Source organism: Streptoverticillium olivoreticuli subsp. olivoreticuli (genome assembly GCF_003391135.1).
GTDB classification, from domain to species: domain Bacteria; phylum Actinomycetota; class Actinomycetes; order Streptomycetales; family Streptomycetaceae; genus Streptomyces; species Streptomyces blastmyceticus.
This window is the reverse complement of record NZ_CP031455.1, coordinates 6,746,267-6,760,603: the sequence shown is the minus strand read 5'-3', so window position 1 is coordinate 6,760,603 and position 14,337 is coordinate 6,746,267. Positions and strand designations below refer to the sequence as shown.

12 protein-coding genes are annotated in these 14,337 nt (G+C 71.8%); 7 read left to right on the top strand and 5 right to left on the bottom strand.

The features are described from left to right. Positions 1-126: 126 nt before the first annotated feature. Complete coding sequence (locus DXZ73_RS30100; protein ID WP_240351543.1) at positions 127-1,314, bottom strand: polyamine ABC transporter substrate-binding protein; 1,188 nt, start codon at positions 1,312-1,314, stop codon at positions 127-129. Between the two features lie 17 nt (positions 1,315-1,331). Next, a complete protein-coding gene (locus DXZ73_RS30095; RefSeq protein WP_116214141.1) occupies positions 1,332-2,849 on the bottom strand; it encodes an MFS transporter in 1,518 nt (505 codons plus the stop codon). A 101-nt stretch (positions 2,850-2,950) separates the two neighbouring features. Between DXZ73_RS30095 and DXZ73_RS30090 the strand changes: the two genes are divergently transcribed. Next, positions 2,951-3,625 (top strand): TetR/AcrR family transcriptional regulator, encoded by a 675-nt coding sequence (locus tag DXZ73_RS30090; protein ID WP_240351542.1) that lies wholly within the window; start codon positions 2,951-2,953, stop codon positions 3,623-3,625. Between the two features lie 66 nt (positions 3,626-3,691). Here the strand turns inward: DXZ73_RS30090 and DXZ73_RS30085 are convergent, their stop codons facing one another. Next, positions 3,692-5,143 (bottom strand): gamma-aminobutyraldehyde dehydrogenase, encoded by a 1,452-nt coding sequence (locus DXZ73_RS30085; RefSeq protein ID WP_116214139.1) that lies wholly within the window; start codon positions 5,141-5,143, stop codon positions 3,692-3,694. Positions 5,144-5,322: 179 nt separating this feature from the next. Here DXZ73_RS30085 and DXZ73_RS30080 point away from each other — a divergent pair, with 179 nt between their 5' ends. From DXZ73_RS30080 to DXZ73_RS30055, 6 genes are all read left to right on the top strand, one after another. Continuing rightward, the gene (locus tag DXZ73_RS30080; protein WP_116215956.1) at positions 5,323-5,811 is read left to right on the top strand and encodes an Lrp/AsnC family transcriptional regulator; all 489 of its coding nucleotides are present in this window, start codon (positions 5,323-5,325) and stop codon (positions 5,809-5,811) included. Beyond that, positions 5,796-7,175 (top strand): aspartate aminotransferase family protein, encoded by a 1,380-nt coding sequence (locus DXZ73_RS30075; protein ID WP_116214138.1) that lies wholly within the window; start codon positions 5,796-5,798, stop codon positions 7,173-7,175. Before DXZ73_RS30080 ends, DXZ73_RS30075 begins: the two co-directional genes overlap by 16 nt. Positions 7,176-7,505: 330 nt before the next feature. Then, positions 7,506-8,243 (top strand): ABC transporter ATP-binding protein, encoded by a 738-nt coding sequence (locus DXZ73_RS30070; protein WP_116214137.1) that lies wholly within the window; start codon positions 7,506-7,508, stop codon positions 8,241-8,243. Then, positions 8,225-9,451 (top strand): hypothetical protein, encoded by a 1,227-nt coding sequence (locus tag DXZ73_RS30065; RefSeq protein WP_116214136.1) that lies wholly within the window; start codon positions 8,225-8,227, stop codon positions 9,449-9,451. The genes DXZ73_RS30070 and DXZ73_RS30065 overlap by 19 nt, the downstream gene beginning before the upstream one ends. Positions 9,452-9,454: 3 nt before the next feature. Then, complete coding sequence (locus tag DXZ73_RS30060; RefSeq protein WP_116214135.1) at positions 9,455-10,567, top strand: LOG family protein; 1,113 nt, start codon at positions 9,455-9,457, stop codon at positions 10,565-10,567. A 120-nt stretch (positions 10,568-10,687) separates the two neighbouring features. Continuing rightward, a complete protein-coding gene (locus DXZ73_RS30055) occupies positions 10,688-11,611 on the top strand; it encodes a hypothetical protein (protein WP_116214134.1) in 924 nt (307 codons plus the stop codon). A gap of 74 nt (positions 11,612-11,685) precedes the next feature. On the opposite strand, the gene DXZ73_RS30050 is transcribed toward DXZ73_RS30055, so the two are convergent. Both DXZ73_RS30050 and DXZ73_RS30045 read right to left on the bottom strand, forming a co-directional pair. Beyond that, on the bottom strand, positions 11,686-12,714 hold the full coding sequence (locus DXZ73_RS30050) for an ABC transporter ATP-binding protein (protein ID WP_116214133.1): 1,029 nt from the start codon (positions 12,712-12,714) through the stop codon (positions 11,686-11,688). Beyond that, a complete protein-coding gene (locus DXZ73_RS30045; RefSeq protein WP_116215955.1) occupies positions 12,715-14,328 on the bottom strand; it encodes an ABC transporter permease in 1,614 nt (537 codons plus the stop codon). It abuts the gene before it with no gap. Positions 14,329-14,337: the final 9 nt, after the last annotated feature.

Sequence of the window (14,337 nt, the reverse complement as noted above, 5' to 3'; positions counted from 1 at the left end):
CCGGTCAAGACCGGAACCGGCGACGGATTCCGTGGCGGAAAATCCGCCCGGAAACGAAATCGGCCACCCTCAACCCGCTTGCGCCGAGGCCCTCTTGAGTGCGGCCGGCGGTCCGGGAGGCCGCTCTCAGAGACCGACGATCTCGTTCCACTCCTTGGTGAACCCGGGCCGCTCGTGTGCGGTCATGTCGCGTGCGGTGGCGAGGCGCTTGCGCATCTCCTCGCTGGGGAAGATCAACGGGTTCTCGGCGAGCGCCGCGAGATCCTTGTCCTTGGACGCGGCGAGAACGTCACGGGCGGCCGGCACCGGACAGACGTAGTTGACCGCGGCGGCCAGCCGGGCGGCGACCTCGGGCCGGTAGTAGTAGTCGATGAGGTCTTCCGCGTTGCGCTTGTGCCGGGCGAGGTTGGGGATCATCAGGCTCTCGGCCCACAGCTCCGCGCCCTCCTGCGGGACGACGAACTCGATGTCGGGGTTGTCGGCCTGGAGCTGGATGATGTCCCCGGAATACGCCTGACAGGCCAGGACGTCGCCGGAGGAGAGGTCCTTGATGTAGTCGTTGCCGGTGAAGCGGCGGATATGGCGATTGCGGACCAGGCGGCGGAGCTGGTCGGTCATGGTGTGGAAGTCGTCTGCGGTCCAGCGGGTGACATCGGCGCCGTTGCCCTGCATGAGCAGCGAGAACGCCTCGTCCATCCCGGCCAGCAGGGTGACCCGCCCCCGCAGGTCGTCCTTCCACAGCTCGGAGGTGTGCCGGATCTCGCGGCCGAGCTTCTTGCGGTTGTAGGCGATCCCGGTGATGCCCGACTGCCAGGGGACGCTGTGCAGCCGCCCGGGGTCGAAGGACGGCTTGCGCAGCAGGGGGTCGAGCCGCCGGTCCACATTCGGCTGCCGGGACCTGTCCATCTCCTGGACCCAGCCCAGGCGGACGTAGCGCGCGCACATCCAGTCGCTGACCACGACGAGATCGCGGCCGGTCGCCTGGTGGTTCATCAGGGCGGGGCTGATCTTGCCGAAGAACTCGTCGTTGTCGTTGATCTCCTCGGTGTACTTCACCGAGATCCCGCTGCTCTTCTCGAAGCCCTCCAGCGTGGGGCGGCGCTGGGGGTCCTTCTCGTCGGTGTCGATGTAGAGCGGCCAGTTGGCGAAGACGAGCCGCTTGTCGCTCCCCGACCGGTCCTGCGCGGCCCGGTCGCCCGGCTGGACATACGCGGCGGGCACCCCGCAACCGGCGAGTGCGGCGGCCCCCGCGCCGGCGCCGAGCGCGCGCAGCAGGGACCGGCGGGACAGCGTCTTCACGGGGCTCACTCGCATTTCGGCAGCATGGCGGGTCAGATCTTCGCGGACAATGTACGGCCTGTCCGGGAGCGGCTCCCCTCCCCCGACACCTTGACGGGGCGGGCCGCCGGGGCGAGCAGCCTGTGGACGGTGAGCGCACCCACGGCGCACAGGGCCGCCACCGACCACAGGACGAGGTGCCAGGCGTCGGTGAACTGTGCCGCGTGCAGAGCCCTTCCGGGACCGGACAGGTCTCCGGCGGCTATGCGTCCGGCCAGCTCCGCCGAGCCCGTACGGGCCTGGACCAGGCTGGTCAGCACCGCACCGGTCACGGCCAGCACCAGGGCGTTGCCCCCGCCCTTGACGGTGTTGAGGAATCCGGCCGCCATGCCGACCCGGGCAGGCTCCACCAGGCTCATCGCCTGGGCATCGATGATACCGGCGACCAGGCCGTTGCCGACGCCTATGGCGAGCAGGGGGCCGAGCAGGGCGAGCGGGGTCACACCGGGGTGGAGCACGGTGAGCCAGGCGTTGCCTCCGGCGAGGAGGAGCACGGCGAGTGCGGCGAGGTGGCGGGCCGGGACGCCCCGGTTGACCAGCCGCCCGCCCGTCGCGGGCAGGAAGAGCACGGGCGCCGTCAGCATCAGCATGGCCAGCCCCGCGTCCCGGGCGGAGAGGCCGTTCACGCCCTGGAGGTAGGTCGGCAGGAAGACCAGCACGCCGGAGCTGCCCACGGGGACGGCGAGCGCGGCCAGGCACCAGGCCAGGAAACGGCGGTCGCGGATCAGCGTCAGGTCGAGCACCGGGTGGTCGCTGCGCCGCTCGACCGCGACGAAGACCACCAGCAGGAGGGCTCCGGCGGCGACGGGCCCGAGGACCCTGGGGCTGCCCCAGCCGGCCTGGGCCCCTTGGGTGATGCCGAACATCAGCAGGGCGAGGCCTCCGATGAAGCTCGCGACCCCCGGCCGGTCCACCTTCGGCCGGCGGTCGGCCCGCGACTCCGCCACGAAGAAGGAGCCGACGAGGATGAGCAGGCCGCTCACGGCGAAGAGGGCGAAGGTGACGCGCCAGCCGAGACCGCCGACCATCCAGCCGGACAGCGTCGGGCCCATGGCGAGGCCGATGCCCGACACGGTGCCCATGGCGGCGAAGGCCCGGGTCCTGGCCGCACCCTGGAAGGTGGCGGCGAGAAGGGCGCCACCGCCCGCCATGACCCCCGCGGCGCCGGCGCCCGACAGGGTGCGGGCCACATCCAGCATCGCGATATCGGCGGCCGTGGCGCTGCCCAGGGCCCCTGCCGCGTAGAGGACGGCGCCCGCGGCGAAGATCCTCCGGCGGCCGAAGAGGTCGGCCAGCGAACCGGAGACGAGCATGAAGGAGGAGGCCGTCAGGAAATAGCCGGTCAGGACCCACTGCAGGGCCGCTCCGGTGGCATGCAGATCCTCGCCGATGCGGGGGATCGCGACGGTTGTGCCGGACATGGACATGGGCAGCGTGAGGAACCCCAGCAGGACCACGAGCGCCGTCATGACGGTGCCGGGCCGCCGGGTCCGTGAGAACTCGGAAGGCATGTTGGTAAACTACACCGTGCAGTGCAATGGGTAAACCGAACAGTGCAATTTTCTCGAGGGGCCCGATGCGGCCCGACGCGAGTGGCTCGAAAGGAGCGGAGATGTCCGCAGCACAGGAGGCGGGGGCCGGGCGGCAGCGCCGCGGTATGGCGGAGAAGCGGCAGGCCATCACCCGGGCGGCCCGCGCGGTGTTCGCCCGCGACGGCTTCACCCGGGCGAGCGTGGACGCGATCGCCGCGGAGGCGGAGGTGTCGAAGCGGACGATCTATAACCACTTCACGGACAAGGAGGAGCTCTTCCGCTCCGTCCTCATCGAGAGCGCCGACTCCGTGACCGCGTGGCACCGGTCGGTGGTGGAGCGCCACCTCGCCAAGATCACCGATCTCGAGCGCGACCTCACCGCCTTCGCCTTCGACTGGGCCTCTCCCCCGCCGGAGTTCGCGGACCACTTCGCCCTCGTGCGGCAGATCCACGCCGAGGCCACCCACCTCCAGCCGGACGTCATCGAGGCGTGGCAGGACGCCGGCCCCCGGCCCTCGTTCCGGCAACTGGCGCACCGTCTGGGCGAGATGACGGACGAAGGGCTGCTGGACACCGAGGACGCGGAGCTGGCGGCACGGCACTTCGTCCTGCTGGCGGTCTCCGGTGTCAGCCAGAGCTCCCTCTACGGCGCCCTGAAGGTGCCGGAGTCCGAGGTCGGCGCCATCGTCCACGACGGCGTCCGCGCGTTCCTCCGCCTCTACGGACCGCACGGCGCGCAACGACAGGGAGCCTGACCCCGGGAAGACGGCCGCGGCCCCCACCGGATCTCCGGTGGGGGCCGCGGCGGTCGGCCGGGCGGGTCAGCCCAGCGACGTCATCACGTGCTTGATGCGCGTGTAGTCCTCGAAGCCGTAGGCCGAGAGGTCCTTGCCGTAGCCGGACTGCTTGAAGCCGCCGTGCGGCATCTCGGCGACGAGCGGGATGTGGGTGTTGATCCACACGCAGCCGAAGTCCAGCCGCTTGGACATCCGCATGGCCCGCGCGTGGTCCTTGGTCCACACCGACGAGGCCAGGGCGTACTCGACGCCGTTGGCGTAGGCGACGGCCTGCTCCTCGTCCGTGAAGGACTGGACGGTGATGACGGGGCCGAAGACCTCGTGCTGGATGATCTCGTCGTCCTGCGCGAGCCCGGAGACGACGGTCGGCGCGAAGAAGTAGCCCTGCTCGCCCACCCGGTGGCCACCGGCCTCCACCTTGGCGTGGGCGGGCAGCCGCTCGATGAAGCCGGACACCTGCTTGAGCTGGTTGGCGTTGTTGAGCGGCCCGTAGAGCACGTCCTCGTCGTCCGGCAGGCCCGTCTTGGTGTCGGCGGCCGCCTTGGCGAGCGCGGTCACGAACTCGTCGTGCACGGACTCGTGCACCAGCACGCGGGTGGCGGCCGTACAGTCCTGGCCGGCGTTGAAGTAGCCCGCCACCGCGATGTCCTCGACGGCCTTGGCGATGTCGGCGTCCTCGAAGACGACGACCGGCGCCTTGCCGCCCAGCTCCAGGTGGACGCGCTTGACGTCCTTGGCGGCGGACTCCGCGACCTGCATGCCGGCCCGCACGGAGCCGGTGATCGAGGCCATGGCCGGCACCGGGTGCTCGACCATGAGGCGGCCGGTCTCCCGGTCGCCGCAGATCACGTTGAACACGCCCTTGGGGTGGCCCAGTTCCTCCAGCACGCCACCGATGATCTCGGCCATCAGGAGCGTGGAGGCGGGCGTGGTGTCGGAGGGCTTGAGGACGACGGTGTTGCCCGCGGCGAGCGCCGGGGCGAACTTCCACACGGCCATCATCATCGGGTAGTTCCACGGCGCGACCTGCGCGCAGACGCCGATCGGCTCCCGGCGGATGATGGAGGTCATCCCCTCCATGTACTCACCGGCGGAGCGGCCCTCCAGCATCCGGGCGGCGCCGGCGAAGAAGCGGATCTGGTCCACCATGGGCGGGATCTCTTCGCTGCGGGTGAGCGCGAGCGGCTTGCCGGTGTTCTCCGACTCGGTGGCGATCAGCTCCTCGGCCCGCGCCTCGAAGGCGTCGGCGATCTTGAGCAGGACCTTCTGCCGGTCGCCGGGCACCAGGTCGCGCCAGGCGGGGAAGGCCGCCTCGGCCGCGGCCATGGCGGCGTCGACGTCGGCGGCACCGGACAGGGCGGCGGTGGCGTACGCCTCGCCGGTGACGGGATTGACCACCTCGGTGGTCCGCCCGTCGGCGGCGTCCCGGAATTCTCCGGCGATGTAGTTGCGAAGACGACGCAGCTCGGTGGTCACGTGCGCCACCCTTTCTGTCAGCTGTCCGATGGGCGAGACACCAGCCTAGTCACTGAGGCGACGCTTTCGACATACCTACCACTCAGAAACAACGGAATCAGTTATTCCTGAGCCGATCGACAACGAATTTCATCGCTCAAGGGTTGCCACACAGACGAGTCCCATGCACAGTGGTGTTCGTGGCCACTCGTAGTGCAGACCCGAAGAGCGTGCAGGGCACGCCCCCGATCGACGCCGTCTCCCTGGCGATCATCGAGCAACTCCAGGAGGACGGCCGCCGCCCCTACGCGGCGATCGGCAAGGCCGTCGGGCTGTCCGAGGCGGCCGTCCGGCAGCGCGTGCAGAAGCTGCTCGACCAGGGCGTGATGCAGATCGTCGCCGTCACCGACCCGCTCACCGTCGGGTTCCGGCGGCAGGCGATGGTCGGCATCAACGTCGAGGGCGACCTCGACCCGGTGGCCGACGCCCTGACCGCGATGGACGAGGTGGAGTACGTGGTGATGACCGCCGGCTCCTTCGATCTCCTGATCGAGATCGTCTGCGAGGACGACGACCACCTCCTCGAAATGATCAACAAGCGCATCCGGACCCTCCCCGGCGTGCGCTCCACCGAGAGCTTCGTCTACCTCAAGCTCCGCAAGCAGACCTACACATGGGGAACCCGATAGCCGTGAGCAAGGACCTCTCCCAGACGGCGTACGACCACCTGTGGATGCACTTCACCCGCATGTCGTCGTACGAGAACGCCCCCGTGCCCACCATCGTGCGCGGCGAGGGCACCTACATCTTCGACGACAAGGGCAAGCGCTACCTCGACGGCCTCGCGGGCCTGTTCGTGGTCCAGGCCGGCCACGGCCGCGCCGAGCTGGCCGAGGCCGCCAACAAGCAGGCGCAGGAGCTGGCCTTCTTCCCGGTGTGGAGCTACGCCCACCCCAAGGCCGTCGAGCTGGCCGAGCGGCTGGCCCACTACGCGCCCGGCGACCTGAACAAGGTCTTCTTCACCACCGGTGGCGGCGAGGCCGTCGAGACCGCGTGGAAGCTCGCGAAGCAGTACCACAAGCTCACCGGCAACCACACCAAGTACAAGGTCATCTCACGGGCCGTCGCCTACCACGGCACCCCGCAGGGCGCCCTGTCCATCACCGGCCTGCCGGCCCTCAAGGCGCCCTTCGAGCCGCTGGTTCCCGGCGCGCACAAGGTGCCCAACACCAACTTCTACCGCGCCCCGATCCACGGTGACGACCCCGAGGCCTTCGGCCGCTGGGCCGCCGACCAGATCGAGCAGGAGATCCTCTTCGAGGGCCCGGACACCGTCGCCGCCGTCTTCCTGGAGCCCGTGCAGAACGCCGGCGGCTGCTTCCCGCCGCCCCCCGGCTATTTCCAGCGGGTGCGCGAGATCTGCGACCGGTACGGCGTCCTGCTGGTCTCGGACGAGGTCATCTGCGCCTTCGGCCGCCTCGGCACGATGTTCGCCTGCGACAAGTTCGGCTACGTCCCGGACATCATCACCTGCGCCAAGGGCATGACCTCGGGCTACTCCCCGATCGGCGCGGCCGTCATCTCCGACCGGATCGCCGAGCCCTTCTTCAAGGGCGACGCCACCTTCCTGCACGGCTACACCTTCGGCGGCCACCCGGTCTCCGCCGCAGTCGCGCTCGCCAATCTCGACATCTTCGAGCGCGAGGGCCTCAACCAGCACGTGCTGGACAACGAAGCGGCGTTCCACGCCACCCTGTCGAAGCTGAACGACCTGCCGATCGTCGGCGACGTGCGGGGCAACGGCTTCTTCTACGGCATCGAGCTGGTGAAGGACAAGGCCACCAAGGAGTCCTTCACCCCCGAGGAGTGCGAGCGGCTGCTCTACGGCTTCGTGTCCAAGCAGCTGTTCGAGAACGGGCTGTACTGCCGGGCCGACGACCGCGGCGACCCGGTCATCCAGCTCTCGCCGCCGCTGATCTCCGACCAGTCGACGTTCGACGAGATCGAGCAGATAGTCCGCGGCGTCCTCACGGAGGCGTGGACCAAGATCTGACCGACCCGGACGGGCCGGCCCACCGGCCGGCCCGTCCCTCCCGCCGTGGCCCCGCGCGACCCCCTTCGCTCCACGCGCGCGTGGGCCACGGCTCCCGGCAGGGGTGATCGCGCTCCGGCCGCACATCCGCTCACACGTCCTGCGCGCATGCGCTCCGACGCATGGGCGACCGCTGAGGATGAGGCCGACCGGAGGAAAGTCAGGCCCTCCAGCGCCGAGCCTGGGCGAGGGCTAGGATCCCGGTTCCGTACGGTGCCAGTGACCCAATGGCCTCCGGTTCGTTCACCCGGACAGGGGAACGGACCCTTCAGCGACCCGAGGTGCTCGATAATGGTGGCCCCGCCGGACAATGACGTGCTCTGGGCACGTGGCCTGCATTACGCATACAACGGCTCCCCCGCTCTCGCCGGGGTCTCCGTCGGCGTACGTGAAGGCGAGATCCTCGCCGTCACCGGGACACGCGGTTCCGGGAAGAGCACACTCCTGAAATGCCTGTCGGGCCAGCTGCTGCCCACACCCGGCGAGGTGTGGTTCAACAGCGCACCCGTGCACACCCTCTCGCGTCCCGCCCGGGAGAGGCTGCGCCGCGAGCGGTTCGGCTGGATCGACAGCGAGCCCCACCTCGTCCCGGAGCTCAGCGGCTGGGAGAACGCCGCCCTGCCGCTGCTGCTGCGCGGCATCGGCCACCGGGCCGCCAAACGGACCGCCGGTGAGTGGCTGGAGCGCCTCGACGTCGGCGACTGCGCCCGCAAGCGGCCGGACGCCATGCTGATGGCACAGCGTCAGCGGATCGCGATCGCGCGGGCGCTGGCCACCGAACCGACCGTCATCTTCGCGGACGAGCCGACCGCACCACTGCACAACGCCGACCGGGCACAGGTGCTGCGCACCCTGACGACGGCCGCGCGCTCGCACCAGATCACGGTCGTCATCGCCACCCTGGACGACGAGATCGCCACCCTCGCCGACCGGACGGTCACCCTGGCCGACGGCCGCCGGGCCAGTGGGATCCCGGCGCCCGACGCGCCCGGTGGAGAGGGCAGGGCGGCGTGCTCAGTCTCCGCCTAGCGCGCGGCGCTCACCCGCTCGTCCTGCTGCGAAGACTTCTGGTCGCGGCCGCCGCGGCGGGCGTCGGTTTCCTGTTGCTGTGCACCCTCGGGTACGCGGTGGCACATCCCAAGGCGACCGGGCAGTCGATCGTACGGCTGGTGTGGTGTGCCGTACCGCTCGCCGCCGTCGTGCAGTTCGCCCTCGCCGTGGCCCGTACGGACCCCTCCACCCGCCCGCGCGCGGGTCTGGACGCGGCGGGGCTCGGACCGGTACGGATGTCGCTCCTCGCGGCGGCCTCGACGGCGATCTCCTGCACGCTCGGCAGCGGCGTCGCCCTGCTGGTCTGTCTGGAGCTCCGCGGCGACCTCGGCGGCACCCCGCTGAGCGGCTCCGCCGAGCGGCTGCTGGACGGGCAGGCGCACCTGCCGTGGGGCGCGACGCTGACGCTCCTCGGTCTGCTGCCGGTCCTCGCGTCGGCCACCTGTGCCGTCGCGCTGCGCCCGCGCCGGGAGGCCGCGGCCCCTGCGCCGCCCGTGGACCCCGAGGCCGAGACGGAGGCTCCCGCGCCGAAGCCGGCCGTCCCGCCCACCCCCAAGCCCGTGTACACCGGCCTCCCCTGGGGCATCGCGATCATCTCGGTCGGCCTCGCCATGGAGGCGTACGTGGGCCGCGGCCCGGCCCCCGACCCCGACACCCTGCTGTCGCTGCCCGGCCGCACCGACGGCGCCTCCCCCGGTGTCATCGGCGGCTGGCTGCTCGCCTCGCTCGGCCTCGTCCTCGCCGGGCCGGGCCTGACGCACTGGTGCGGGGTCCTGCTGTCGGCCGGGCGGCCCGGCGCCGTGCGACTGCTGGCCGGGCGCATACTGCAGGACGCGGCCACCCGGATCGGCCGGCCGCTCGGCGTGCTGTGCGCCGTGGCCTCGGGCGCCCTCGCGGCGGCCGAGCTGTACGGCGCGGCCTGGGAGGGCTCAGGGCCCCGCCCCTTCGGCCCGCTGACCGGTCTCGGCGCGGCCCTGGTGATGGCCTGTGTCACCGCCACCGCCATCACCGCCGCCCTGGACAGCCGGCAGAGCCGCACGGGCACCACGGCGGCCCTGCAGCGCCTGGGGCTCCCCGCCTCGATGCTCCGTGGCGCGGCCGTGCTGCGCACCTGTGTGCTGCTTGCCGTGCTCACCCCCCTCACATGGGCCATCGCCGAGCTGGCCGCGCTGCCCATGACCAGGTGAAGGGTGGCTGCCCTCGGCGCCACGGAGGAGATCGAGTCGCTGGAGGAGTTCGACCGGGTCGCCGCCACGGGCTCGCTGGGCGGATACCGGGTGCAGTCCGTCGACCTGACGGGCCGTACGGCCGCGCTGCTGGCCACGGACACCGATGAGGCCGTCTTCCTCGGCTGCCCGATGGAGCGTGCGGCGGACGGGAAGGTCCGGGCGGGCGGGGCACTGGTCTTCCCTCCGGTGCCCCACCTGCCGTTCGATCCGTACCGGGGCGAGCTCTACCGCCCCGAGGAGCTGTTCGAGGGGCTGGAGAAGGGCTACGAGAACACGCCGGACGCCCTCACCCACGCCTGGTTCGAGCGCACGAGGGCGGACGGCGACATCGTCGCCTCGATGCTGCGCGGCATCCACGACGACGCCGTCTCCGACGCGCTGGACGAGCTTCTCCTTGGGCGGCGCGTCGTGGGCGTCATGGGCGGCCACGCGCTGCGGCGCGGTTCCGTGGACTACGCGGCCGCCGCGCGGCTGGGACGGGCGCTGGCCCGCGGCGGGCTGATGGTCGCCACGGGCGGCGGTCCGGGCGCCATGGAGGCCGCGAACCTCGGCGCGTACGCCGCGCCGTTCGACGACGCCGTGCTGGACGAGGCCCTGGAGCTGCTGACCGGGGTTCCCGCCTTCACACCGTCCGTCGGGGCCTGGGCCTCGGCCGCCCTCTCCGTGCGCTCCCTGCGGCCCGGCGGCGGGCCGTCCGTGGGCATTCCGACGTGGTTCTACGGGCACGAGCCACCCAATGCCTTCGCCACGCACATCGCGAAGTACTTCGCCAACGCCATTCGCGAGGACGGTCTCCTCACCCGCTCCGACGCCGGGGTGATCTTCCTGCCGGGCGCGGCCGGGACCGTACAGGAGATCTTCGGGAACGCGACCCCGAACTTCTACCGGCGGGGCGGCGAGCCGACGCCCATGGTGCTGGTCGGCCGTGCGCACTGGACGCGTACGCTTCCGGCGTGGCCCCTGCTGGAGGCGCTGGCCGCGGGGCGGCCGATGGCGGGCCGGATCGCGCTGGTCGACTCCGTGGAGGAGGCACCGGCGGCGCTGGCGCGGGCGACCGGGCCCACGGGCGGCTGACGTCGCACCGGTCCCACGGCGGACCGGTTCTTGACCTTTTCTTGACCCAAGGCAACTTCCGCGCCGAAAAGCACGTCTGGCTCAGAAGCACGACGGTTTATCAGGCGAACGGAGCAATTGGTGATCATCGGCCTAGTGACGGCTGTCGCGGCCTCGGCCTGTTATGGGACGGGTTCGGTCCTGCAAGCCGTGGGATCGCGCAAATCGGCCCGCCAGGAGGCCGCCACCGCCTCCTCCACGGGCACCACCCAGCATGGCGGGCCGAGCCTCTCCTCCACCGCGAAGGCCGCTGTGACCTGGGAGTTCATGGTCGGTACGGTCCTGGACTTCATAGGCTTCGGGCTGGGCGCCCTGGCCGCCCGGATGCTGCCGCTGTTCCTTTCCCAGACGGTCATCAGCGCCAACCTCGTCGTCACGGCCCTGCTGAGCGTCAAGCTCCTGGGCATCCGGCTGACCAAGCCGGAGTGGGCGTCCATCGGCGTGGTCTGCTCCGCGCTGGTGCTGCTGGCGACCGCCGCGGGCCACGAGGGCGGCGGTGACGCCGCGCGGTCCACCCACTGGTGGCTGCTGGTCATCTCGGTCGTGCTGATGGGCGGTGGCACCGTGGCCGTGCGCCTGATGGGGTCGCGCGCCGCGATCCTGGCCGGCCTGCTGTCCGGTCTCGGCTTCGGCGCGATCGGCGTGGGCGTACGCATCCTGGACGGGATCGACCCCTTCGACCTGCCCACCCTGATCGCGGACCCGGCCCTCTACGCCATCCTCATATCCGGTGCGGTCGGCATGTACCTGCACACGGTCGCCCTCCAGATCGGCTCGGTCAACGGTGCCACGGCGGCCCTGGTCGTCGGTGAGACCGTCCTGCCGGGCATCATCGGCGTCCTCCTGCTCGGCGACAGCTCCCGTCCCGGCTTCGCCTGGGTCGCGATCCTCGGCTTCCTGCTGGCGGTGACCGGCGCGGTGGCGGTCGCCTGGTTCGGCGAACCGGAAGGCGCGCCGCAGGCGGAACCGGAGCCGAAGGAACTCCAGCCGACAGTCAGCGGCTGACGCACCGGCAAACCCACGAAAACGGGCCGGCCGCCTGTCCTCACGGACCAGGCGGCCGGCCCTTTCCCATACGGTCAGGAACCGCCCAGCACCACCACGTCGTCGGCGCGGAACACCACGCCCACCCGGTCACCCACGTCCGGCGCGTCCCGCAGTCCGCACGCCGCCTCCAGCTCCGGGCCGTCGGCGGGCCGGAGCAGCACCACCACGTGGTCGCCCCGGAACGTCCGCCCGGTGACCGTGCAGGGCAGCCCGTCCACCACCGGTGCCAGGCGGACGCCCGCGGGCCGTACGAGCAGACGGCGGCGGCCCTCCGGCGTCCCGGCCGGCACCGGCACCTTGCCCCACACCGTGTCCGCGCGCTCCCCGGACACCGTCGCCTCGACCACGTTGTCGAAGCCGAGGAAGCGGGCCACGAACTCCGACGCCGGCCGCTGCCAGACCTCCAGCGACGTCCCGGCCTGTGCGATCCGGCCGTCCCGCATCACCACGACCCGGTCGGCGAGCGCGAATGCCTCGCCCTGGTCGTGGGTGACGGCCAGCACGGTGGTGCCCAGCCGCCCGAAGAGCTCCCGCAGCTCCACCACGAGGCGCTCCCGCAGGCTCCGGTCGAGCTGGCCCAGCGGCTCGTCGAGCATCAGCAGCCGCGGCCGCGGGGCGAGCGCGCGGGCCAGCGCGACCCGCTGCTGCTCTCCCCCCGACAGCGCCGCGACGGACCGCCGCTGGGCGCCCGGCAGCCCCACCATGTCGAGCAGTTCGGCCACCCGGCGCTCCGCCTCCGCGCGTCCCGTCTTCCGCATGCGCAGCCCGAAGCCGACGTTGCCGCCCACGTCGCGCTGCGGGAACAGCTGGTGGTCCTGGAACATCAGGCCCACCTCACGCCGGTGCGTCGGCACACCGCCCTGGTCGTTCCCGGAGAGGAACACCCGCCCGGCGTCCGCGCGCTGCAGTCCGGCGACCACCCGCAGCAGCGTGGACTTGCCGCTGCCGCTCGGCCCGAGCACGCACACCGTCTCGTGCTCGGCGACCTCCAGGTCGACCGCGTCCAGCGCCGCGCGCTCACCGAAGCGGACGGTCACGCCGTCCAGTCGCAGCAGGGACATCTAGAACTCTCCCGAACGGTCGGTGCGGACGCGCTCCAGAACCAGCAGCGCGGCCGCGCACACCAGCATCAGGATCGTGCTGAGGGCCATCGCCTGGCCGTAGTTGAGCTCCCCTGGCCGGCCGAGCAGCCGGGCCACCGCCACGGGCAGCGTCGGGCTGTCGGGCCGGGCGATGAAGACCGTCGCCCCGAACTCGCCCAGTGACACGGCGAACGCGAAACCGGCCGCGACCGCCAGGGCGCGGCCCACCAGCGGCAGGTCCACCTCGCGCCAGGCGCGCAGCGGCGATGCGCCGAGCACCGCGGCGGCCTCGCGCAGCCGGGCGTCCACCGCGCGCAGTACGGGCAGCATGGTCCGTACGACGAAGGGCACGCCCACCAGAGCCTGTGCGAGCGGCACCAGGATCCACGACGTGCGCAGGTCCAGCGGCGGCTCGTCCAGGGTGATCAGGAAGCCGAAGCCGACGGTCACGGCGGAGGTGCCGAGCGGCAGCATCAGCAGCGCGTCGAAGCCGCGGACGAGCCGCCCCGCGCGCCGGGTGAGCGCGGCGGCCGCCAGACCGCCCACGACCACCGCGATGCCGGTGGCGGCCAGCGCGTACGCCAGCGAATTGCCGATGGCCTCCAGCGGGGCGACGACGAACGTGCCGCCGTTGTCGCCCGCCGAGGCGAGGGCGCGGTAGAAGGCGAGGCCATAGCCGTCGGGGCCGTCGAAGGAGCGCAGGGTGAGGACGACGAGCGGCACCAGGACCAGCAGCGCGACCACGGCCAGCACGGAGCCGAGCAGCGCCCACTGCGCCGCGCCGCGCGGTCGGCGTGCGGTGCGTGCGGCGTCGACGAGCTTCAGGGCGGACTCCCTGCGGCGTACGGTCCGGCCGTGCACCACGAGCAGCACGGCCACCGCCACGAACTGCACGAGGGTGAGCACGGCCGCGGTCGGCAGGTCCAGCAGCTGCGCCGTCTGCTGATAGATCTCCACTTCCAGCGTGGAGTAGCGCGGGCCGCCCAGGATCTGCACGACGCCGAAGGAGGTGAAGGTGAAGAGGAAGACCATCAGGGCCGCGGCCGCCACGGCGGGCGTCAGGGCGGGCAGGGTCACCCGCCGCCAGGCGGCGAGGCGGCCCGCGCCCAGCACCCGCGCCGCCTCTTCCTGACGGGGGTCGAGCTGGGCCCAGAGGCCGCCGACGGTCCGTACGACCACGGCGTAGTTGAAGAAGACGTGGGCGAGGAGGATCGCCCACACCGTGGTGTCCAGGCGCACGCCCCACAGCTCGTCCAGCAGCCCGCCGCGCCCCAGCAGCGCCAGGAACGCCGAGCCGACGACGACGGTCGGCAGGACGAAGGGGACGGTGACCACGGCCCGCAGCAGCTGCTTGCCGGGAAAGTCGAAACGCGCGAAGACGTACGCGCCGGGGAGCGCGAGGGCGAGGGTCAGCGCGGTGGAGGCGAGCGCCTGCCAGGTGGTGAACCACAGGACGTGGCCGATAGCGGGGTCGATGACGACCTCGCCGACGCGGCCGAACTGCCAGTGCCCGCCGTCCTTGAGCCCCCGGGAGACGATCGCGGTGACGGGGTAGGCGAAGAAGACCCCGAAGAAGGCGAGCGGCACGGCCATCAGGCCGAG

Coding starts and splice junctions, on each gene's coding strand:
- DXZ73_RS30095 (WP_116214141.1), bottom strand. CDS start 2,849: ATGCCTTCCGAGTTCTCACGGACCCGGCGGCCCGGCACCGTCATGACG.
- DXZ73_RS30070 (WP_116214137.1), top strand. CDS start 7,506: ATGGTGGCCCCGCCGGACAATGACGTGCTCTGGGCACGTGGCCTGCAT.
- DXZ73_RS30090 (WP_240351542.1), top strand. CDS start 2,951: ATGTCCGCAGCACAGGAGGCGGGGGCCGGGCGGCAGCGCCGCGGTATG.
- DXZ73_RS30100 (WP_240351543.1), bottom strand. CDS start 1,314: ATGCGAGTGAGCCCCGTGAAGACGCTGTCCCGCCGGTCCCTGCTGCGC.
- DXZ73_RS30045 (WP_116215955.1), bottom strand. CDS start 14,328: ATGGCCGTGCCGCTCGCCTTCTTCGGGGTCTTCTTCGCCTACCCCGTC.
- DXZ73_RS30050 (WP_116214133.1), bottom strand. CDS start 12,714: ATGTCCCTGCTGCGACTGGACGGCGTGACCGTCCGCTTCGGTGAGCGC.
- DXZ73_RS30075 (WP_116214138.1), top strand. CDS start 5,796: ATGGGGAACCCGATAGCCGTGAGCAAGGACCTCTCCCAGACGGCGTAC.